The 21,176-nt window shown below is 68.8% G+C and carries 16 protein-coding genes; 10 read left to right on the top strand and 6 right to left on the bottom strand.

Features of this window, described 5'->3' with window-relative positions; genetic code table 11:
• Positions 1 to 69 precede the first annotated feature (69 nt).
• Both E5P2_RS26725 and E5P2_RS26720 read left to right on the top strand, forming a co-directional pair.
• Positions 70 to 1,248: an acetyl-CoA C-acetyltransferase gene (locus E5P2_RS26725; protein ID WP_162570106.1), complete on the top strand. Its 1,179-nt coding sequence runs from the start codon at positions 70 to 72 to the stop codon at positions 1,246 to 1,248.
• A 10-nt stretch (positions 1,249 to 1,258) separates the two neighbouring features.
• Positions 1,259 to 2,041, top strand: coding sequence for an SDR family NAD(P)-dependent oxidoreductase (locus E5P2_RS26720; RefSeq protein ID WP_162570105.1), 783 nt, complete (start codon positions 1,259 to 1,261; stop codon positions 2,039 to 2,041).
• Between the two features lie 9 nt (positions 2,042 to 2,050).
• On the opposite strand, the gene E5P2_RS26715 is transcribed toward E5P2_RS26720, so the two are convergent.
• Positions 2,051 to 2,722 (bottom strand): Crp/Fnr family transcriptional regulator, encoded by a 672-nt coding sequence (locus E5P2_RS26715; protein WP_162570104.1) that lies wholly within the window; start codon positions 2,720 to 2,722, stop codon positions 2,051 to 2,053.
• 146 nt (positions 2,723 to 2,868) lie between these two features.
• Between E5P2_RS26715 and E5P2_RS26710 the strand changes: the two genes are divergently transcribed.
• From E5P2_RS26710 to E5P2_RS26675, 8 genes are read left to right on the top strand one after another with little or no spacing between them, the layout of a single operon-like run.
• Positions 2,869 to 4,125 (top strand): ABC transporter substrate-binding protein, encoded by a 1,257-nt coding sequence (locus tag E5P2_RS26710; RefSeq protein WP_162570103.1) that lies wholly within the window; start codon positions 2,869 to 2,871, stop codon positions 4,123 to 4,125.
• Position 4,126: 1 nt separating this feature from the next.
• Positions 4,127 to 5,020, top strand: coding sequence for a branched-chain amino acid ABC transporter permease (locus E5P2_RS26705; protein WP_162570102.1), 894 nt, complete (start codon positions 4,127 to 4,129; stop codon positions 5,018 to 5,020).
• Positions 5,021 to 5,024: 4 nt separating this feature from the next.
• Positions 5,025 to 6,860: a branched-chain amino acid ABC transporter ATP-binding protein/permease gene (locus E5P2_RS26700; RefSeq protein WP_162570101.1), complete on the top strand. Its 1,836-nt coding sequence runs from the start codon at positions 5,025 to 5,027 to the stop codon at positions 6,858 to 6,860.
• Positions 6,857 to 7,603 carry an ABC transporter ATP-binding protein gene (locus E5P2_RS26695; protein ID WP_162570100.1) on the top strand — a complete coding sequence of 249 codons (747 nt, stop codon included), beginning with the start codon at positions 6,857 to 6,859 and terminating at the stop codon, positions 7,601 to 7,603. The genes E5P2_RS26700 and E5P2_RS26695 overlap by 4 nt, the downstream gene beginning before the upstream one ends.
• Positions 7,600 to 8,589, top strand: coding sequence for an NAD(P)-dependent oxidoreductase (locus E5P2_RS26690; RefSeq protein WP_162570099.1), 990 nt, complete (start codon positions 7,600 to 7,602; stop codon positions 8,587 to 8,589). Before E5P2_RS26695 ends, E5P2_RS26690 begins: the two co-directional genes overlap by 4 nt.
• Positions 8,586 to 9,671: a mandelate racemase/muconate lactonizing enzyme family protein gene (locus tag E5P2_RS26685; RefSeq protein WP_162570098.1), complete on the top strand. Its 1,086-nt coding sequence runs from the start codon at positions 8,586 to 8,588 to the stop codon at positions 9,669 to 9,671. Before E5P2_RS26690 ends, E5P2_RS26685 begins: the two co-directional genes overlap by 4 nt.
• A 50-nt stretch (positions 9,672 to 9,721) precedes the next feature.
• Positions 9,722 to 10,834 (top strand): enolase C-terminal domain-like protein, encoded by a 1,113-nt coding sequence (locus E5P2_RS26680; RefSeq protein ID WP_162570097.1) that lies wholly within the window; start codon positions 9,722 to 9,724, stop codon positions 10,832 to 10,834.
• Between the two features lie 33 nt (positions 10,835 to 10,867).
• A complete protein-coding gene (locus E5P2_RS26675) occupies positions 10,868 to 13,591 on the top strand; it encodes a LuxR C-terminal-related transcriptional regulator (RefSeq protein ID WP_162570096.1) in 2,724 nt (907 codons plus the stop codon).
• Here E5P2_RS26675 and E5P2_RS26670 read toward each other — a convergent pair.
• Genes E5P2_RS26670 through E5P2_RS26650 form a run of 5 tightly spaced genes read right to left on the bottom strand, consistent with a single transcriptional unit; the run spans position 13,581 to position 21,116 of the window.
• Complete coding sequence (locus tag E5P2_RS26670) at positions 13,581 to 14,396, bottom strand: enoyl-CoA hydratase (protein ID WP_162570095.1); 816 nt, start codon at positions 14,394 to 14,396, stop codon at positions 13,581 to 13,583. The two genes, E5P2_RS26675 and E5P2_RS26670, sit on opposite strands and share 11 nt — an antisense overlap.
• Entirely contained in the window at positions 14,383 to 15,189 is an 807-nt protein-coding gene (locus E5P2_RS26665) for an enoyl-CoA hydratase/isomerase family protein (protein ID WP_232080861.1), read from the bottom strand. Before E5P2_RS26665 ends, E5P2_RS26670 begins: the two co-directional genes overlap by 14 nt.
• Complete coding sequence (locus E5P2_RS26660; protein ID WP_162570093.1) at positions 15,186 to 16,334, bottom strand: acyl-CoA dehydrogenase family protein; 1,149 nt, start codon at positions 16,332 to 16,334, stop codon at positions 15,186 to 15,188. The genes E5P2_RS26665 and E5P2_RS26660 overlap by 4 nt, the downstream gene beginning before the upstream one ends.
• Before the next feature lie 31 nt (positions 16,335 to 16,365).
• The gene (locus tag E5P2_RS26655; protein ID WP_162570092.1) at positions 16,366 to 17,505 is read right to left on the bottom strand and encodes a CaiB/BaiF CoA transferase family protein; all 1,140 of its coding nucleotides are present in this window, start codon (positions 17,503 to 17,505) and stop codon (positions 16,366 to 16,368) included.
• A gap of 29 nt (positions 17,506 to 17,534) precedes the next feature.
• A complete protein-coding gene (locus tag E5P2_RS26650; protein WP_162570091.1) occupies positions 17,535 to 21,116 on the bottom strand; it encodes an indolepyruvate ferredoxin oxidoreductase family protein in 3,582 nt (1,193 codons plus the stop codon).
• Positions 21,117 to 21,176 lie beyond the last annotated feature (60 nt).

The following is a 21,176-nucleotide window of genomic DNA, read 5'->3' as shown; positions in this document are numbered from 1 at the left end:
TCGACGAAGCCCGTGCGGCCTTCGATCCCAACAATCGAAGCGAATCGAATCGAACACGGGAACCTCACAATGTCCGAAGCTTTCATCGTCGCGGCCGCGCGCACGGCCGGAGGCCGCCGCAACGGCAGGCTCGCCGGCTGGCACCCGGCCGATCTGGCGGCCCAGGTGCTCGATGCCTTGATCGACCGGACGGGCATCGATCCCGCCGCCGTCGACGACGTCATCATGGGCTGCGTGGATCAGGCCGGAGAGCAGGCCATCAACATCGCCCGCAACGCCGTCCTTTCCTCGCGCCTGCCCGAGAGCGTGCCCGGCACCTCGATCGACCGGCAATGCGGCTCCTCGCAGCAGGCGCTGCATTTCGCGGCGCAGGCCGTCATGTCGGGAACGATGGACGTGGTGATCGCGTCCGGCGTGGAAAGCATGACGCGCGTGCCCATGGGCATGCCGTCGACCCTGCCGCTGAAGAACGGCATGGGCTTCTACGTCGGACCGGCGATGGCGCGCCGCTATCCGGACATCGAGTTCAGCCAGTTCACCGGCGCGGAGATGATCGCCAAGAACTACGGCCTGTCGAGGCTGCAACTCGACGAGTTCGCCCTGCAGAGCCACCGGCGCGCCATCGAGGCGACGAAGGCGGGGCGCTTCACGGACGAGATCGTGCCCGTGGCCGTGCGCCAGGCCGATGGCGTGGAGACCGGCGACATGCATCTTGCCGACGAGGGCATCCGCTACGAAGCGACGCTCGAAAGCATCGCCTCCGTCAAGCTGATCGCCGAGGGCGGACGCGTCACCGCCGCCACCGCCAGCCAGATCTGCGACGGCGCCAGCGGCGTGATGGTGGTCAACGAGCGCGGCCTGAGGACGCTGGGCCTGAAGCCGCTGGCCCGCATCCATCACATGAGCGTCATGGGGCACGATCCGGTGATCATGCTGGAGGCGCCGATCCCCGCGACGCAGCGCGCCCTGCAGAAGGCCGGCATGAAGATCGACGACATCGACCTGTACGAGGTCAACGAGGCCTTCGCGCCCGTGCCGCTGGCCTGGCTCCAGGCGACCGGTGCCGACCCGTCGCGGCTGAACGTGAACGGCGGCGCGATCGCGCTCGGCCATCCGCTGGGCGCCTCCGGCACCAAGCTGATGACCACGCTGCTGAACGCCCTGAGGCAGCGCGGCAAGCGCTTCGGGCTTCAGACGATGTGCGAAGGCGGCGGCATGGCGAACGTGACCATCGTCGAGCGTCTCTGAGGAAGCCGTCATGCGCATCGATGCCGACATCGCCGCCATCGTCACCGGTGGCGCGTCCGGTCTGGGCGCCGCGACTGCGCACCTGCTCGCGGGCAAGGGGGCGAAGGTCTCGATCTTCGACATGAACGCCGAACTCGGCGAGTCGCTGGCGCGCGAGATCGGCGGCGTCTTCTGCCGGGTCGACGTGACGCAGGACGAACAGGTCGATGCCGCCTTCGGCCGGGCGCGTGCGGCCCACGGGCAGGAGCGCATCTTCGTCAACTGCGCCGGCATCGGCAACGCGTTCAAGACCGCGAGCATCGATCGCGCGACCGGCGCGCCCAAGCATTTCCCGATCGCGGAATTCGATCGGCTGATCCAGATCAACCTGGTGGGCACCTTCCGCTGCACGGCCAAGGCTGCGGCGGGCATGCTGACGCTGGCGCCGCTGGAAGACGGCGAGCGCGGCGTGATCGTCAACACCGCCTCCGTGGCCGCCCAGGACGGCCAGGTCGGGCAGGCCGCCTATGCCGCCTCGAAGGCCGGCATCGTCGGCCTGACGCTGACGGTGGCCCGCGACCTGATGAACGACGGCATCCGTGTGAACACCATCCTGCCGGGCATCTTCGCCACGCCGCTGATGATGGCGGCGCCGGAGAACGTCAAGGCGACGCTGGCGGCATCGGTGCCCTTTCCGAAGCGTTTCGGAAAGCCGGAAGAATTTGCGGCGGTGGTGCAGACGATCGTGACCACCGTCTACCTGAACGGCGAATCGATACGGCTCGACGGCGCGATCCGAATGCCGCCGCGCTAGGCGCCTTCGTCAGGAGGCGCCGATCTTCTGGAGGCCGGCCAGGTCGAGCACGGAAACCTTGCCGTATTGCAACGCGATCAATCCGAGGTCACGGAGTTCATGGAGCACCTTGCTTGCGGTCGGACGCGACACACCCGCCAGGGCTGCCACGGCCTCATGGGTGAGCTTGGGCTGGCCGCGCGGGTCGTCGGCATTGCGGCTGAAGGTCGCCACCAGGATGCTGGCGATCTGCGCCTTCGGTGGCGCGCTGTGCGATTCGACCAGCATCCCGAGCGTGGTGTGCAGGTTGGCGCAGATGAGCGCGACGAAGGCCTCGCGCGCCTGTGCATTCTTGCGATACAGGTCCTGCAGCGCCTCGTGCGGCAACTGCATCACGCTGGTGTCGCCCCACGAGCGCGCGTCGCTGAAGCGCGGGGATTTGTCGAGTTCGGACAAGAGGCCGAAGCCGTCGCCCGCGCGCAGCGATTGGTAGAAGGCGATCTTGCCGCTCTTTGCATAGTGTTCGAGCCGGACCTCGCCGCGCAGCACGATGTGGTAGCCGTTGGGCGCCGAGCCCGTGGCGTAGATCAGGGTCCCGAGCGCGTAGTGGCGCGTGACGCTGCGATGGATGAACTCGGATTGGAGTTCCGCGCCGAGTCGCGTGAACCATTCGTTGCGCTGAACACTGGCTGGCACTTTCATGGAAGGAGGAGCCTAGGACAAGCCCGCAAATTGTCAACTCTTTACATTTCCCGCGCCGCCGTTCGGGCAACCTTCGCATGCATGAGGCGATGGGCGCGCACGACGCACGCAATCAAGCCGCCTACACAAATCAAAAGGAGACAGACATGAATTTTGAGCAGACATCCTCTTTTTCGACTTCCTCGACTTCCTCGGGCGTCAACCGGCGCACGGTCCTGGCCTCCGCGCTCGGCGGCCTCGTCAGCGGCACGTCGCTGCTGCCGCTGCATGCGTCGGCGCAGACCGACGACGTGAAGATCGGATGGATCAAGCCGGTCACCGGGCCGCTCGCGAGCAGCTTCGGGCCGCTCTACCTCGCCGGGCAGATCGCGATGGACGAGATCAACGCCGCGGGCGGTATCCTGGGACGCAAGCTGGTCAAGGTCGAGGTCGACGACCAGGCGAATCCGTCGCAATCGCCGATCGCGACGCGCAAGCTGGTCGACCAGGGCGTGAAGATCATCGTCGGGCCGATCGGCAGTTCGCAGACGCTGGCCTCGCTCGAGGTGTCGACGTCGGCCAAGGTCATCCAGGCCGCCTACGCGACCGCGACCGAGATGGGCGACGGCACGCGCTTTCCCTACCACTACCAATTCAACTTCACCGCGGCGGCGCAGGTCTACCGGCATGCGGAGCTGCTGCAAAAGCGCGGCATCAAGAAGGTCGGCCTCCTGATCGAGGATTCGGCCGCCGGCGTCTCGATGAAGGACGCGATGATGAAGGAGCTGCCCGCGCGCGGCATGCAGGTCGTCTCGGAACAGATCTTCCCGATCAAGGTCGCCGACATGACGCCCTTCCTGCGCAAGCTGCGCAGCGACGGCGCGGAGGCGATCGATGCCCAGGTGTCGAACAACGTCGACATCACGCAGATGCTGGTCGGCCTGTCGCGCATGAACTGGAAGCCCCTGATCGTCGGGCACACGGGGCTGCTGTTCGCCGGCACGCCGGGCGCGATTCCGGACAGCGCGCGCTACAACGACGTCTATGCGGCCACCTTCCGCTTGCTGACCTACACCGACACCGAGCAGCCACCGGAACGCGTGAAGGCCTTCTGCAAGAAGTTGCTGGCCAACGACGTGTCCGAGGCCTTGCTCGGCCCCGCCGCCACGACGCCGTTCTACGACTACCTGTATGCGCTCAAGTACGCGGTCGAGAAGGCGAAGTCCTGGGACAGCGACCAGATCAAGAACGCACTCGACACAGCGAGCGCGATCGACGGCCTCTACGGCAAGATGAGCTTCACGAAGGAGCGCCACTCGGCCTACGACCAGAGCGTGGTGGCGATGGCGGTGTCCAACTCGATGGAGGAGCCGCTCAGCAAGGAGTACCACGGCCTGTTCCGTCGCCGCGCAGCCGGGGTCTGAGATGCTGCTCGAGGACCTGCTCGCGCTGTTGACCACGGGCCTGACGATGGGCGCCATCTACGCGATGGTCGCGGTCAGCTTCAACATCGCCTACAAGCCGACCAACGTGTTCAACATGGCCCAGGGCGAGCTGGTGATGCTGGGCTCGATGTTCGCGTGGGCGCTGATGACGCAAAAGCACATCCCCTGGGCGCTGGCGATCGTCGGCGTGATGGCGGTCGTGGCCGCGATCGGCCTGTTCGAGGAACGCGTGGCGGTGGCCACGCTCATTCGGCGGCCCTCGCATCACCACGGCTGGATCATCAGCACGCTGGCGTTCTCGATCATCGTCATCAACGTCGGCGACCATGTCTGGGGCTCCGACGCGCAGGTCGTGCCGCCGGTGCCGGGCGCGACCCTCGATACCGTGCAATGGGGCTCGCTGACCTTCTCCACCCAGCAGGTGGCGGTGATCCTCATCGCCGCCGCCAGCATCGCGCTGGTCGAATGGGTCTACCGCCACACGCTGGCCGGCAAGGCGGTGCTGGCCGTGGCCGAGGACCGCGACGCCGCGCGCCTCAACGGCATCAGCCCGTCGCGCCTGACCATGACCTCCTTCGCCCTCGCCGCCGCCTATGCGGCGCTGACCGGCGTGGTCGCCGCGCCGCTGCTGCTGGCCAGCACCACGATCGGCCTCGGCCTGCTGGTGAAGGGCTTCATGGTGCTGGCGATCGGCGGCGTGGGCAGCAACTGGGGCGCGCTGGCCGCCGGGCTGATGCTCGGATGCGTGGAGAGCATCAGCTCGGTCCAGCTGACGCCAGGCTATCGCCAGCTGCTGCTCCTGGGCGTGGTGCTCGTGGTGCTGCTGGTGCGTCCGTTCGGCCTCTTCGGCCGCCGTGCGCTGCGCGAGGTCTGAGGCGATGGATTCGAGCATCGCCTCCGCTTCGCCGCGCCCGGTCAGCCAGTTCCCGCTGCCGCCGTGGATCATGGTCATCTCGGCGCTGCTCGTGCTGGCCGGCATCGGCGCGGCGCTCTGGAATTCCTACTACCTGCTGTTGATGACCTTCGCCGCGATCTACGTGCTGGCGGCGGTCGGACTCAACCTGCTCACCGGCTACGCGGGCATCGTGTCGATCGCCCATGGCGCGCTGGTGTGCGTAGGCACCTATGCGACCGCCATCGCGACCGTGCACTACGGCTGGAACTTCTGGCCCGCGATGCTGCTGTCGGCCGCGGTGGGCCTGGTCTTCAGCACGCTGCTGGCATTGCCTGCGCTTCGCCTGTCGTCCTGGTACTTCGTGCTGATCACCATCGCCTTCTCGCTGGCCGTGACCGCGATGCTGAACGACCTGCGTTCGTTCACCGGCGGCTACGGCGGCATCGTCGGCGTGGCCAAGCCCTCGGTGCTGGGCTTCAAGCTGGACGGCTTCGGGCTGTTCGCGCTGGTGCTCGCGGCCGTGGCGCTGTTGTGCTGGGTCACGCACAACATCATCGACTCGCGGCTCGGATGGGCCCTGCGCTCGATCCGCGAGGGCGACGTGCGGGCCCGGGCCAACGGCGTTTCGACCGCGCGGCTGCGGCTGTTCGCGTTTGCGATGTCGGGCGCCATCGCCGGATTGGCCGGCGCCTTCTATGCCAGCGCCAAGGGCGTGGTGACGCCGGAAGATTTCAGCTTCGACTTCTCGATCTTCTTCCTGTTCGTCGTCGTTCTCGGAGGACCCGCCCGGCTGGCCGGACCCCTGCTCGGCGTGGCCGCCTTCTACGTGCTTCCCGAAATGCTGGGCAGCCTGAAGGAGTACCGGATGATCGCCTACGGCGTCGGGCTGCTGGTGTTCTCGGTCTTCCTGCCGGAAGGCCTGGCAGGCGCGATCGCCGCGCTCGACGAACGACGCGCCGCCAGGCGCGCGGCGGCCCGGGTCGGCCAGCGTTCCACCGGCCCGAGCGCCGGGGCAACGCCGCGCGACCCGGCGGCGGCGCCCGCCGAACGGGTCACCGGTGTCGGGATCCAGGTGCGTGACCTGGTCAAGCAGTTCGAAGGCGTGCGCGCGCTCGATGGCGTGTCGCTCGACGTGCGGCCGGGCAGCATCCACGTGATCGTCGGCCCCAACGGCTCGGGCAAGACCACGTTGCTGAACATGATCTCGGGCTTCTACCCGTGCACCAGCGGCTCGATCCGCCTCGACGGCGCCGAGATCACCGGCCGCGGCCCGACCTCCATCGCGCGCATGCGCGTGCAGCGCACCTTCCAGACACCCAAGCTGCTGGGCGAACTGACCCTGCGCGAGAACGTGCGTTTCGGCGGCTACGTGCGGGAGCAGTCCAGCGGGCTGGAGCTCGCCCTGCGCCTGCCGCGCGCGCGGCGCGAGGCCGCGGACCTCGATGCCGAGGCGCTGCGCTGGCTGGCCCTGGTCGGCCTCGCCGCTCGTGCGCACGAGCGCGCCGCCGGCCTGCCGCACGGGCAGCAGCGCCTGGTGGAGATCGCACGCGCGCTGATCGGCCAGCCGAAGCTGTTGCTGCTCGACGAGCCGGCCGCGGGACTGTCGATGAACGAGCTCGACGAACTCGGCGACCTGATGCGTGCGATCCGGCAGATGGGCACGACCCTGATCATGGTCGAGCACCACATCGAGCTGGTGGCCGACGTCGCCGATTCGGTGACCGTGCTCGACCAGGGCCGCATCCTCGCGGAAGGCACGGCCGAGCAAGTGTTCAACAGCGCCGAGGTGGTGCGCGCCTATACCGGAGCGAAGAAATGAGCCGGCCCGAGGCGATCCTGCGCGCCGAGAAGCTTTCCGTGGGCTACGGCATCGTCCCGGTCGTGAAGGACGCGACGATGCAGGTCGGCCGCGGCGAGGCGGTCGCGCTGCTCGGGGCCAACGGCGCCGGCAAGTCGACGCTGCTCAAGGGCCTGTCGGGGCTCTTGAAGCCGAGCGCCGGACGCGCGTCCTTCGGCGACGTCGACATCCTCGCCAGCAGTGCGGAGGCCCTGGTGCCGAAGGGCCTCGCGCACGTGGCCGAAGGGCGCCGCATCTTCCGCCGCGAGACGGTGATGGACAACCTGCTGCTGGGCATGTACCGCTCGCGCGTCTCCAAGGGCGAGGCCCAGGCGCGCATCGACGAGGTGTTCCAGCTCTTCCCGGTGCTGCGGCAGAAGAGCGAACTCACCGCGGGCGGCCTGAGCGGCGGCCAGCAGCAGATGCTGGCGATCGCGCAGGCGCTCGTGCGCCGGCCCGCCCTGGTGATGCTCGATGAACCTTCGCTGGGCCTCGCGCCCAATCTGGTGGACGAGGTGCTGCAGACGCTGGCGACCATCCGCGCGCGCGGCGTCGCGGTGCTGCTGGTGGAGCAGGTGGTCGAGAAGGCGCTGGCCTTCGTCGACCATGCCTACGTGCTGCAGAGCGGCCGCCTCATCGCGCACGGCAGTCCGGCGGAACTGGCCGCGACCGACGTGGTTCGCAACGCCTACCTCGGCCACGCCGTGCCGGAGGCCGCGTCTTGAACGATGCGCCGCTGGTGCTCGGGCTGCCGCTGCTGCATGCCGCCGGCCGCGACCTGCTCTCGGCGCGCTACCGCGTGGTCGAACTCGAGGACCCGGCGCAGGTCGAGGAGCGCCTGCCCGAGGCGGATGCGCTCTATTGCTATCCGCCGTTGACCGTGAGCGCGCGCATGATCGAGCGGGCCGGTCGCCTCAAGGTCATCGCGGCCGCCGGATCCGGCGTCGACCACATCGACCTCCAGGCCGCGGCCGACGCCGGCATCGCGGTCACGCATGCGGTCGGTGCGGGCGCGCTGTCGGTGGCGGAGCATGCGATCGGCCACATGCTGTGCCTGGCCAAGCGGCTGGTCGAGATCGACCGCGCGCTGCGCGAAGGACGATTCGGTCCCAGGGAGGCCGAGGCCTACGAGGAACTCTCCGGCCGCACGCTCGCGATCGTCGGCTTCGGCGCCATCGGCCGCGCGCTGGCCCGCATCGCCGCGCGCGGCTTCGAGATGGACGTGATCGCGGTGACCCGCAGCGGCACGCCGGTCGACGATCCGAACGTGCGACGCACCCTGCCCTTGCGCGATGCGCTCGCGGCCGCGGACGTGGTGTCGGTCCACGTGCCGCTGATGCCGTCGACCCGCGGCCTCATCGGCCGCGAAGAACTGCGCCGCATGAAGCCGACCGCATGGCTGATCGACACCTCGCGCGGCGGCGTGGTCGACAGCGCGGCGCTGCACGACATGCTGGTGGCGGGCCGGCTCGCCGGTGCCGGCCTCGATGTCTTCGAGCCGGAGCCGCCGCCCGTGGATGCGCCGCTCCTCGCGCTGCCCAACGTCGTCGTGTCGCCGCATTGCGCCGGCATCACGCGTGCCGCCTACCGGCGGCTCTCGCTTTCCGCTGCCAACGACATCGACCAGGTGCTGCGCGGGATGCGTCCCGCCGGCCTGGTCGTTCCACCACCGCGATCGCCATCGATCGCTCACCCAGGAGAACTCCCATGAAGATCACGAGTGTCAAGGCCCACATCCTGAAGCCCAACGAGCGCAAGTTCCGCTGGAAGGAGGAATGGTCGCCCATGACCATCCACCACGTGCTGCTGCGCATCGGCAGCGACGAAGGGCACGAGGGGCAATTCATTTCCTGGCTGATGGACCCGGGCCTGGTCGAGACCGCGTTGCCCGGCCTGCGCGACCTGCTGATCGGCCGCGACCCGCACGACGTGGAGCAGATCTCGTACAAGCTGACCGATTCGCTGCGTTCACCGGGCGCGGTCGCCAGCGCGGTCGACATCTGCCTCTGGGACCTGCTGGGCAAGCACCACGGGGAACCCATCTACCGCCTGCTCGGCGCCGCGCGCAATCGCATGCGCGCCTATGCGAGCACGATCATGTACGACACCGTGCCCGAGTACGTGAAGATCGCCGAGGAGTGCTACGAGCAGGGCTTTCGCGCCTTCAAGCTCCATGCCTTCGGCGTGCCGGACAAGGACATCGAGGTCTGCCGCGCCGTCCACAAGGCCTTCGGCGGCAAGATGGACCTGATGCTCGACCCGGTCAATGCGTACGACCGGCTCGGCGCCTTCAAGGTCGGCAAGGTGCTGGAGGAACTCGACTTCTACTGGTTCGAGGCGCCGATCGCCGACTCCGACCTGCTCGGCCTGGCCGACCTCACGCGCAGCTTCAAGATGCCGATCACCGCGACCGAGAGCGTGCTCGAAGGCCTGCGCGGCTATCCCAAATACCTCACGGGCCACGTGTGCGACAGCATCCGCTCGGTCGGCGACTGGATCGGCGGCATCTCGGCGATGCGCAAGTCCGCGGCGCTGTGCGAGGCCTTCAACGCGAAGTACGAGCCGCACAGCTACGGCACCACGCTGGTCCAGGCGGCGCACCTGCACGTCATGCTGGCGATCCACAACTGCGACCTCTTCGAGCTGCCGGTGCCGCAGGGCATCCTGGACGTCGGCATGAAGGACACCATCCGCGTGACCAAGGACGGCATGGTGGAAGCGCCGACCAAGCCCGGCCTCGGCTACGACATCGACTGGGACGCCATCAAGAAGCTGACCGTCAAGGAGATCTGAGTCGCCTCGCGGGCTTCACATCCGACCCCATCCAGAGAAAGAACCACACCATGAAGATCAAAGATGTCCGGCTGGTTTCGTTCAGGCCGCCGATTCCGCAAGGCTTCCAGACGCCCACGCTCTACGGCGGGCAGTCGATCGGCGCCTACGTCACCGATTTCCTGGCCGTGCAGATCACGACCGACGAAGGCCTGACCGGCGAGGTGGTCAGCGCCTACGGCGGCCTGAGCCTGGCGCATTCGATCGCCGACCGGCTGCGGCCGCTCCTGATCGGCAAGGACCCGGCGTACCGCGAGGCCATCTGGCAGGACATGTGGCGCCGCGACCGGCTGCTCTACACGACGCAGTTCGCGATCGGCACGGTCGACGTGGCATTGTGGGATCTCTATGCCAAGAGCCTGAATGCGCCGCTCTACCAGCTGCTGGGCGGCGTGCGCGACAAGGTGCCCGTGTATGCAAGCTCGATGGAGCACGCCAACACGCAGCTCTACGTCGAGGAGGCGCTGAAGTACAAGGAGGCGGGCTACCAGGGCTACAAGCTGCACGTGTGGGGCGAGGCGCGCCGCGACGTCGACCTGTGCATCGCCGTGCGCGAGGCCGTCGGCAGCGAATGGCCGCTGATGGTCGACGTCGCCGGCAACTACAACCATGCGCAGGCCCTGATGGTCGGCAAGGTGCTCGAACAGCTCAAGTACCACTGGTACGAGGAGCCGCTGCGCGACTTCGACCTGCACGGCTACCGCATGCTGGCCGAAAAGCTCGACATTCCGATCGCCGGCGTGGAAGTGGTCGGGGGCTCGCTTTACAGCGCGCCCGAATACATCACGACGCGGGCCGTCGACATCGTGCGCGCCGATGTATCGTTCAAGGGCGGCATCGGTCCGGTGAAGAAAATCGCCGGGCTGTGCGAGGCATTCGGGATGAACCTCGAAATCCACACCAATGCGAACACCATCATCGACGCGGCCAACCTCCATGTCATTGCGTCCATCGCCAACAGCGAATTCTTCGAGCAGCTCGTGCCCGAGTCGCTCTTCACGCTCGGCGGCGTCGAGAAGATCCACATCGACAAGGAAGGCTTCGCCCACGTGCCGCCGGGGCCGGGCATCGGCGCGCGCATCGATTGGGACCTTGTCGAACGCTACAAGGTCGCGGAGATCTGACACCGGCAGCGCCGCGATCGCGCGGGGATCGCGGTGAAGGGGGCATCGGCACCGCGCAGCCTGCTCGGCGCGAAGCTCACGCCGCCCGCCGCGCTGCAGCGGCACGTCTTCCGCCAGCAGGTGGTGGACGAAGTCTGCGCGGCGACCGGCGTCAAGCTGGTGCTGCTGCGCGCACCGGCCGGCTTCGGCAAGAGCACGGCCTTGCTGCAGTGCCGGGAGCGCCTGCAGTCGATGTCGGTCGCCACGGCCTGGCTCACGCTCGACCGCGCCGACAACGACGCCTCGCGCTTCCTGGCCGGGCTCGAGGCGGTGGTGGCCGCGATCACCGAGGACGCCGACATCGAGGAGCCGGGCGTCGATCTGCCCGAAGGCTCCACGGTCGGCGATCTGGCGCTGCGCCTGTTCTCGCGGATCGCCAGGCAGACCGGCGCCTTCGCGCTGTTCCTCGACGACGTCGAGTCGATCCAGGAAGCCGGCGTTCTCGGCTTGCTGCGCGAGTTGATCGATCACCTGCCGCCGCATGGCCGCCTCGTCATCGCATCGCGCAGCCTGCCCGATCTGCGGCTCGGGCGGATGCGGGCGCGCGGCCAGCTGCTTGAGATCGACGCGGCCCGGCTGCGCTTCTCGATCGAGGAGGCGGCCGCCTTCTTCACCATCCGGCGTGCCGCGCCGCTCGCCTTCGAGGACCTGTCGCGCCTGCACCGAAAGACCGAGGGCTGGATCGCGGCGCTCTGGCTTGCCTCGGTGTCGCTGGAGCGCAGCGAATCGCCAGGAGACTTCATCGACCGCTTCTCGGGCACCGAGCAGTCGGTCGCTGACTACCTGGCCGAAGACGTGCTTGCGCGGCAGGCGCCGCAGGTGCGGGACTTCCTGCTGCGCACCAGCGTGCTCAAGCACCTGGAGCCTTCGCTCTGCGACGCGCTCGTGCCGGGGGTGGACAGCAGCCGCATCCTGCACGAGCTGGAGAGCGCCGATGTGCTGCTGGTGCGGCTCGGGGACAGCGCCATCGCCTACCGCTACCACAGCCTCTTCGCCAAGTTCCTGCAGGACCAGCTGTCGCGCGAGATGCCCGGCGAGGCACGGCGGCTGCATTCGGCGGCGGCCGAGTGGTACGAGCTGCAGGGCCGGCCCGTGCCGGCCATCGACCATGCCATCGAGGGCATGCAGAACGCCCATGCGATCGCGTTGCTGCGGGCGCATGCGGGCGAGCTGCTCGCGCAGGGCCGCATGCGCCTGCTGGCGCGATGGTTCTCGGCCCTGCCGGCGGATGCGCTGGCCGAGCATCCCGAACTGCAGCTGGTGCACATCTGGTCCGTCTGCTTCACGCGCGGCGCGCCGGAGGCGATGGACATGCTCGAACGCAGCGGGTTGTCGGCCTCGACCGCGCCCGCGCTGGCGCCGCACGTGCGGGCCCTGAAGCCCTGCCTCCTGGCCATGATGGACCGCTACGAGGAGGCCTATCCGGTCGGCCGCCGGAGCCTCCAGTTTCTGCCGAGCGTCGTGCCGTTCGCGGACAACGTGCTCGCGAACGCGATGGCGACCATCGTCTCGGTGATGGGCGAGCACGACCAGGCGCGCCGCCTCATCGACTCCGCGCGGCGCGGGCAGGGCGTCAACGCGAGCGAATTCAACCTGATGTATTCGGAGGCGGCTGAAGGCCTGATCGACCTCCAGGAGGCTCGGCTGCGGCAGGCCACAGCGCGCTTCCGGCTCGCCGTCACCGCCGTTCCGGGACGCGCCTACAGCCATACCAGCGGCAATGCCTGGGCAGGTGTGCCCTATGCGGCGGCGCTCTACGAGAATGACCAGATCGACCAGGCGGCGCACCTTCTGCAGGTCTACCTGCCGCTGGCGCGCGACGTCGGGCTGCCCGATCTGGTGATCCAGGGCTATACGACGCTGTCGCGCATCGCGTTCTGGCGCGGCGATGTCGACCACGGCCTGCAACTGCTCACCGAACTCGAGTACGTCGGGCACAAGGGCCAGCTGCCGCGCGTCGTGGCCGGCGCGAAGCTGGAGCGCGCACGCGTGCAGTTGCTGCAGGGTCATCAGCGCGCGGCGCGCGACGAGCTCGACCGGGCCGGCGACGCGGCGCTCTGGGAGCGCGTCGGCCGGCTGCGCTTTCTGGCCAATGACCTCGAAACCATGGAGATCGCCCGCATGCGCTGGTTGCTGCATGCGGGCGATGCCGCGCTGGCCGCGCGCCAGCTGGAAGAGGCCGCCCGGCTGGCGCGGGCCGATGCGCGGCACCGCCGTGCGCTCAAGCTGCAACTGCTGCATGCCGCCGCGCTCTACCGGGCCGGCGACACGGCGCTCGCCATGCAGCCCTTGCGCGACGCGCTCACCGCGGCCTGCGCCGAAGGCTTCGTCCGGCTGGTGCTCGACGAGGGCGACATCCTGCGCGCGCCGATCCACGCGCTGGTGGCGCAGCAGCACGCGGGCGCCAGGCCGAGCGGCGATCCGGTGCTGACCGACTATCTGAGGCGGCTGGCGCAGGCACTCGGACCGATCGCGCCGGCGACGCCGGCGGGCGCATCGCCGCTGGGCAACGGGCCGATGCCCGACCCGCTGACGCGCAAGGAGATCCGCGTGCTGCAGCTGCTGGCCGAAGGCTATTCGAACAGCGCGATGGCGGAGAAGCTGTTCGTGTCGGACAGCACCGTCCGCACGCACCTGCGCAACATCAATTCGAAGCTCGACGCACACAACCGCACGCAGGCGGTGGCCATGGCGCGCCGGCTCGGCGTCATTCCCTGAGGCCCGGCGACGCGCCGGCCTGCGCACGGCCCCGGTCGGCGATCTGCTGTCGCCGGCGTTCGATGTCGGTGCGGTCGATGGTCGACGCCCAGGCGCGCGAGCGCTGCCGCTCCAGCGCCAGCCCTTCGGCGAGCGTGCCGCCGAGCCCGTCGTCGATGAGCCGCTTGAAGGCCTGAAGCGTCCCCGGCACGGTCGAGAGCATGTCGGCCGCGAGCCGAAGCGCCTCGGGCAGCAGGTCCTCGGGCGGCACCACGCGATTCACCAGGCCCCAGGCGGCCGCGGTCGGCGCATCGATGAAATTGCCGGTGAAGGACATCTCCTTCGCGCGGCCGGCGCCGATCAGGCGCGGCAGGCGCTGCGACAGGCCCCAGCCCGGCATGACGCCCACGCGCGCATGGGTGTCGGCGAAGGTGGCCGCGGTGGACGCCACGAGGAGGTCGCAGGCCAGCGCGAGTTCGAAGCCGCCGGTGATGGCCGGCCCGTTGATCGCGCCGATGACCGGCCCCTCGAAGCGCGCCATCGCGCCGACCGGATCGATGTCGGCCGTGGGCGCGAGCGACGCGCCGGTGTCGGGCGACGAGCCCAGTTCCTTGAGATCGAGTCCGGCGCAGAAGGCGCGGCCGGCGCCGGTGAGGACGACCACGCGTGTGTCCTGGTCCGCGGCGAGCGCTTCGAAGGCGCTCGCCAGCTGACGCCGCAAGGCGATCGACAGCGCGTTCATGGCGCCGGGGCGGTCGAGCGTGAGCAGGGCACAGCCGGCCAGCGGGCGCTCGACGCGCAGCAGCACCGGTTCAGCGCCGGCCATAGTCGGGCTCGCGCTTGTCGAGGAAGGCGGCGATGCCTTCGGCGAAGTGTTCGCCCTGCGTGCACAGCACCTGGTTGCGGTCCTCCAGGCCGATCACCGCATCGATCGAGCCGGCGTCGACCGCCAGCCCCAGCGCATCCTTGGTCAGGCGCAGGCCGAGCGGCGTGGCGCGCAGCATGTCGCGCGCCATGGCGAGGGCTTCGGCCTCCAGCTCTTCCAGCGGTCCGACGCGGCTGACCAGGCCCAGCGCATAGGCGCGCTGCGGATCCATGAAGCGGCCCGTCAGCAGGTATTCGGCCGCGACCGAGGAGCCGACCATGCGTGGCAGGAAGTAGCTGACGCCGACGTCGCAGGCGCTCAGGCCGATGCGGATGAAGGAAGCGTTCATGCGTCCCTCGGGCGTCGCGAGGCGGACGTCCGAAGCAAGCGCCAGCGCGAAGCCGCCGCCGCTGGCGACGCCGTTGACCACGCTGATGATCGGCTGCGGGCAGCGCCGCATCGCCAGCATGATGTCGCGCAGGCCGCGCTGCGTCTCCAGCATGTCCTCGACGCCGCGCCGCGCGCCGCTGGGCTGCATGTCCTTCAGGTCGAGTCCGGCGCAGAAGGCGCGGCCGGCGCCGGTCAGGATCACGACCCGCTCCGGCGAGCGCGCCGTCAGGCCGCCGAAGAAGTGCGTGAGTTCCTCGACCATGCGCGGATCGAGTGCGTTCAGGCGTTCCGGCCGGTTCAGCGTGACGCGCGCGAGAGCGCCTTCGGTGGCGACGAGGAGTGTGCGGTATTGCATGGTGGTCATAGGGCGCGCGAAATCACTTCTTTCATGATCTCATTGGTTCCGCCGTAGATGCGCTGGATGCGTGCGTCGACGTACATGCGGCCCACGAGGTATTCGTTCATGTAGCCGTAGCCGCCGTGCAGCTGCACGCATTCGTCGATCACCTTGCCCTGCGCCTCGGAGGTCCACATCTTCACCATCGATGCGGTGGCGGTGTCGAGCGTGCCGGCGACCAGTTCGGCCACGCAGCGGTCGACGAAGGTGCGTGCCACCTTGATCGTCGTGGCGATCTCGGCCAGCTTGAACTTGGTGTTCTGGAACTCCGCGATCGGCTGGCCGAAGGCCTGGCGCTGGCGCACGTAGTCGAGCGTGGCCTCGTAGGCGCCTTCCATCGCCGCCACCGCGAGCACGCCGATGATGGTGCGCTCGTACGGCAGGTCGGACATCAGCTGGTAGAAGCCCTGGCCTTCCTTGCCGCCCAGCAGCTTGTCGGCCGGCACGGTCACGTCGTCGAAGAAGAGTTCGGAGGTGTCCTGCGCCTTGAGCCCGATCTTGTCGAGCACGCGGCCGACCCGGAAGCCTTCGACCTCTTTCGTCTCGACGATCAGGATCGAGGTGCCGCTCGCGCGTTTGGACGGATCGGTCTTCGCCACCACAAGAATCACGCCTGCGAGAAAGCCGTTGGTGATGAAGGTCTTGGAGCCGTTGATGACGTAGCTGTCACCGCGCCGCTCGGCGCGCGTGCGGATGCCCTGCAGGTCGGAGCCGGTGCCGGGTTCGGTCATGGCGATGGCGCCGACCAGCTCGCCGCGTGCCATGCGCGGCAGGTAGTGTTGCTTCTGCTGCTCGGTGCCGTGGTTGAGGAAGTAGTGGGCGACGATGCTGTGCACGGACGGACTCATGCCCGTCAGTCCGCGCCGGGACATCGCATCGTAGAAGGCGGCCTCGTGGCGGAAGTCGCCGCCGCCGCCGCCGTATTCCTCCGGAATGTCCGAGCAGAGCAGCCCCAGCTCGCCGGCGCGGCGCCACAGCGCGTGCCCGACGTGGCCTTGTTCGCGCGCTGCCGCGTCCTCTGGAAGCATCTCGGAATCGACGAAGCGCGTCACCGTGTCGCGGTACGTGGCGAGATCGCCGTCGATCCATGCCGGGTGGAAATCGATGGGCATGTGCAGGTCCTGCTCGGTTCGGGTTCTGTGTTCAGTGGGTGGCGATGCCGGCGGCGTCGCGCGCGGCTGGCGCAGGGTCTTCGGTGCGCCAGCTTCGGAGGATGTCCGTCAGGTCGGTCTCGGGCGATGGCGCCACCGTCGGCACCGAGGAGGGCGTCCGGCTGAAGCGCGGCGCGGGCGCGGGCTGGACGACCTGGTCGACCTCGATGAAGGTCCTGCGCGCCTGGTTGTGGGGATGGCGCGGGGCCTCGTCCCAATCGAGCACCGGCGCGAAGCAGGCATCGCTGCCTTCGAGCAGCGCGCACCACGCGTCGCGCGTTCGGGTCCTGAAGACATCCGCGAGCCGGTGCTTGAGCATCGGCCACGCCCGCGGGTCCATCTGCTGGTCGAAGAGTGGATCGTCGATGCCGCAGATCTCGCACAGCTTGGCGTAGAACTGCGGCTCCAGCGCGCCGACGGACACGTACTTGCCGTCGGCGCAGGCGTAGGTGTCGTAGAAGTGCGAGCCGCCGTCCAGGAAGTTCTCGCCGCGCATGGCGTTCCATTTGCCTGCCGCGGCAAGTCCGTAGAAGCAGCTTCCGAGCAGCGCGGCGCCGTCGGTCATGGCGGCGTCGACGACCTGTCCCTTGCCCGAGGATCGCGCTTCATGGACGGCGCACATCACGCCGAAGGCGAGCAGCATGCCGCCGCCGCCGAAATCGCCGACGTAGTTGAGGGGTATCACGGGTGCCTCGCCCGAGCGGCCGATGGCATGCAGCGCGCCGGCGAGCGCGATGAAGTTGATGTCGTGGCCGGGCGCATTCGCGAGCGGCCCGTCCTGGCCCCATCCCGTCAGGCGGCCGAAGACCAGCCGCGGATTGCGCTGCAGGCAGACCTCCGGCCCGAGGCCGAGGCGCTCCATGACGCCCGGACGATAGCCTTCGATCAGCACGTCGGCATGCGCGACGAGTTCGAGCACGCTGCGCACGGATTCGGGTTGCCGCAGGTCGAGCACGAACGCGCGGCGGCCGCGCGCCATGACGTCGAAGCGGCGTTCCAGGTCGTCCCCCTGGCCGGGCCGCAGGATGCGGATGACTTCCGCACCGAGGTCGGCCAGCATCATGGCGGCGAAGGGACCGGGTCCGATCCCCGCCATCTCGACCACTTTCAATCCATGCAACGGTCCGGGCATTCCACTCTCCTCCTCTTCGGCTCTGCGATCTAGGCGGCCTTCAATGATGGCTCGGCGGCCGTGGCATCCACGGCGAGTTTCGAAATCTCGGTGCCGGGCGCGACCTGGATGCCCAGCTGGCGCTGGAGCTGGGCGACACGCGGCAGATAGCGCGTCACGAGGCTCTCGCGCTTGACGTCTTCGTAACCCCGGATCAGGTCGGGTGCGTCCGCCAGTTCGACGAGCAGATCGAGGTCGGCATCGGGCAGGGCGCAGGCCGCTTCGAGCTGGGCGACGTAGTAGGCGGGCAGCGCCCGCTCGATCCTGCGCAGGCGCGCCGTACCCAGCAGATCCAGAGGCGTGCCGCGCAGCTTCTTCATCGCGCGCAGCATCGCCAGCACCGGACGGAACCACGCGCCGAGGCGCAGCTTCTTGCGAACACCGAGCGCGCGCAGAAAGGTCGGATGGAAATGCCAGTACATCCGCGCACCGTCGCCGTAATCGCGGGTGAGGGCGGCGCGCGATTCGGCCAGCAGGTGCAGCCGCGCGACCTCGTACTCGTCCTTGTAGGCCATGAGTTTGTAGAGGTTGCGGGCCACCGCCATCGCGAGGCGCGGGTCGCGGCGCGCGGACAGGATGCGCGCGAGATCGTCGAGATAGCGCTGCGCATACGCTTCGTCCTGGAACTCGATGAGCTCGGCGACCCGGCGCTTCAGGGTCTCGGCCAGCTCGCCGGTCGCGCCGGTGGCGAGCACGCGGCTCACGACGTCGCCGGAGAAGCTCCGCGCGGATTCGGCATCCACCTGCACGATGGCCTGTTGCACGCGTTCTGGATCGGCGACCTGCAGCCGGCCCCACCGAAAGGCGTTCAGATTGGATTCGACCGCCGTGCCGTTGAGCCGGATGGCCGCCTCGATCGAGGCCGCCCGGATCGGCAGCGCGCCGAGCTGGAATGCGGCGCCGACCATCAGCAGGTTGTTCGCCATGTGGTCGCCCAGCAGCGCTTCGGCCAGGCCCTGCGCGTCGAAGAACAGGCTGCGGTCGCCGCGCGTTCTCTGCAAGATCCGCTGCGTGATGTCCGATTGCGCGGGATAGCTGCGCTGCACGTTCGACACCATCTCGCCGGTCGGCACCGTGCTGGTGGAGACGACGGCGATGGTGCGCTCGGGCGAGGTCATCGCGAGGTTGGCCGCGGTCACCGCGCCGAGCGCGTCGAAGGCCAGGTAGAGGTCGGCGGCCCCTGCGGACACCGTCGGCGACACCACCGCGCCGCGCTCGAAGATCTTCAGGTGCGACACCACCGGGCCCGCCTTCTGGCTCGAACCGGTGTGGTCATAGCACTGCACGTCGCTGCCGTCGAGAAAGGCGGCCATGCCGAGGATCTGGTTGACCGTGACCACCCCGGTCCCGCCAATGCCGATCAGGCCGGCGGCGAAGTGGCCCTGGCGCGCCACGCTCTGCGGCTCGGGCAGGTGCAGCTCCTGCGGAAAGGGCACGGCCTTTTTCTTCGCCGGCTTCGGCAGCGTGCCGTCGGTGCTTTCGATCGTCACGAAGGACGGGCAGTCGCCTTCGAGGCAGGAGAAGTCCTGGTTGCAGGAGGACTGGTGGATCTTCGTCTTGCGGCCGAACTCGGTGGCGAGCGGCTGCACGCTGAGGCAGTTCGATTTGCGGCCGCAGTCGCCGCAGCCTTCGCAGACGCGCTCGTTGATGACGGCGACCCTGGGCTGGTAGGCCAGCTTGCCGCGCTTGCGCAGGCGCCGCTTCTCGGCGGCGCATTGCTGGTCGTTGATCAGCACCGTCACGCCGGGGATCGCGGCGAGCTCGGCTTCCGCCTCGACGAGGCGGTCCCGATGCCAGACTTCCGCGCTGCCCGCCTTGCGCCCGGGGTATTTGCCGGGGTCGTCGGTGGTGACGATGATCTTCTTGACGCCCTCGGCCTTCAGCAGGTCGACCATCGCGGGCACGCCCAGCGCGCCGGTGACGTCCTGCCCGCCGGTCATCGCGACGGCGCGGTTGTAGAGGATCTTGTAGGTGAGGTTGGTCCCGGCGGAGACGGCGAAGCGAATCGCCAGGCTGCCCGAGTGATGGAAGGTGCCGTCGCCCAGGTTCTGGAAGAAATGGCGCTGGTCCGTGAAGGGCGCCAGGCCCACCCATTGCGCGCCTTCGCCGCCCATCTGCGTGTAGCCGGTGACCTCGCCGTACACCGGGCCCATCCAGAGCGCCATGACATGGCAGCCGATGCCGGCGCCAACCACGGCGCCTTCAGGCACCCGCAGGCTGCGGTTGTGCGGGCAGCCCGAGCAGAAGTAGGGCGTTCTGGAAGGCAGCACCGGCAACGCGGCCAGCGGCTGCATCGGGACCAGGGCCTTCACGGCGCCGCCGTCGGGCGTCGAAGCCGGCGATGCGGCGACCAGGCCGCGGCGCGCGAAGCGTTTCGCCAATGCCGTCGCGATCCGGTCGGCCGACAGCTCGCCGTGGGCCGGAAGCAGGTCCGCGCCGGACTCGTCCTGCTTGCCGACCACCGTCGGACGGTCGGGCAGCGCGTAGAGCAGGTCCTTCAGGAACAGCTCCAGCATCGGCCGCTTGTCCTCGACCACGACGATCTCGTCGAGACCCCGCGCGAACGCTTTCAGCAGGGTCGGCTCGACGGGATAGAGCAGCCCCATCGTCATGATCCGGATGCCCATGGCATGCAGGTCCTGCTCGGTCAGGCCGAGGTTCGTGAGGGCCTGTCGCACGTCCACGTAGGTCTTGCCGCAGGTCAGGATGCCGATGCGCGCGCCCGGCGGATCGCAGGCGATGCGGTTGAGCCCGTTGAGCCTCGCGTATTCGCGCACGACTTCGAGCTGCCCGTAGTAGATCTGGCGCTCCGCTTCGAGCAGCGGCGGACCGGCCTCGTTGATCCGGATCTTCGGGCTGACCGGCGCGCCGTCGAGCATGACCTCGGGCAGGACGGGCCGCACGCGGTCATGACCCACGAGCGCGCTCGCGCAGCTGTCGGCGACGTCGGTGACCAGCTTGAACCCGACCCAGAGCCCGGAGGCGCGTGACATCGCGAAACCGTGAAGGCCGAAATCGAGCACTTCCTGGATGCTCGCCGGCGCGAGGATCGGCATGTAGCTGCCGGCCATCAGCCAGTTGGAATCGCTCGGGTAGATGGTCGAGCGCGCATGGGGGTCGTCGCCCGCGACCACGAGCACGCCGCCGTTGCGGCCGACGCCTCTGAAATTCGCGTGGTGCAGTGCGTCGGCGGCCCGATCGACGCCGGGCGATTTCCCGTACCACATGCCGAAGACGCCGTCGTACCTGGCGCCCGGCAGCGCATGCAGCGTTTGCGTGCCGAAGACCGCTGTCGCGGCGAGTTCCTCGTTGAGTCCGGGCTGGAAGACGATGTGGTTGCTGGCCAGGCGATCACGGTTGTCGACCATCACGTCGTCCACTCCGCCCACGGGAGATCCCGGATAGCCGCTGACGAAGCCGGCCGTCTGCAGGCCATTGCGCAGGTCGGTGCGCCGCTGGTCCAGCATCACCCGCAGCAAGGCCTGCATCCCGTTCAGGAAGATGCGGCCCTCTTCGACGTCGTAGCGATCGTCGAGAGTGGTCAGATAGAGGGCGTCTGTGGTGGAGTTCATCCTCTGATCGTGCTCGTCAACGCGGGTTTGGGTCCGGACACATGTTAGGCGGCGCGGGCC

The sequence above is a fragment of the Variovorax sp. SRS16 genome (assembly GCF_901827165.1).
GTDB lineage: Bacteria > Pseudomonadota > Gammaproteobacteria > Burkholderiales > Burkholderiaceae_C > Variovorax.
The sequence above is the reverse complement of the archived record's forward strand: the minus strand, read 5'-3'. Positions and strand labels throughout refer to the sequence as shown.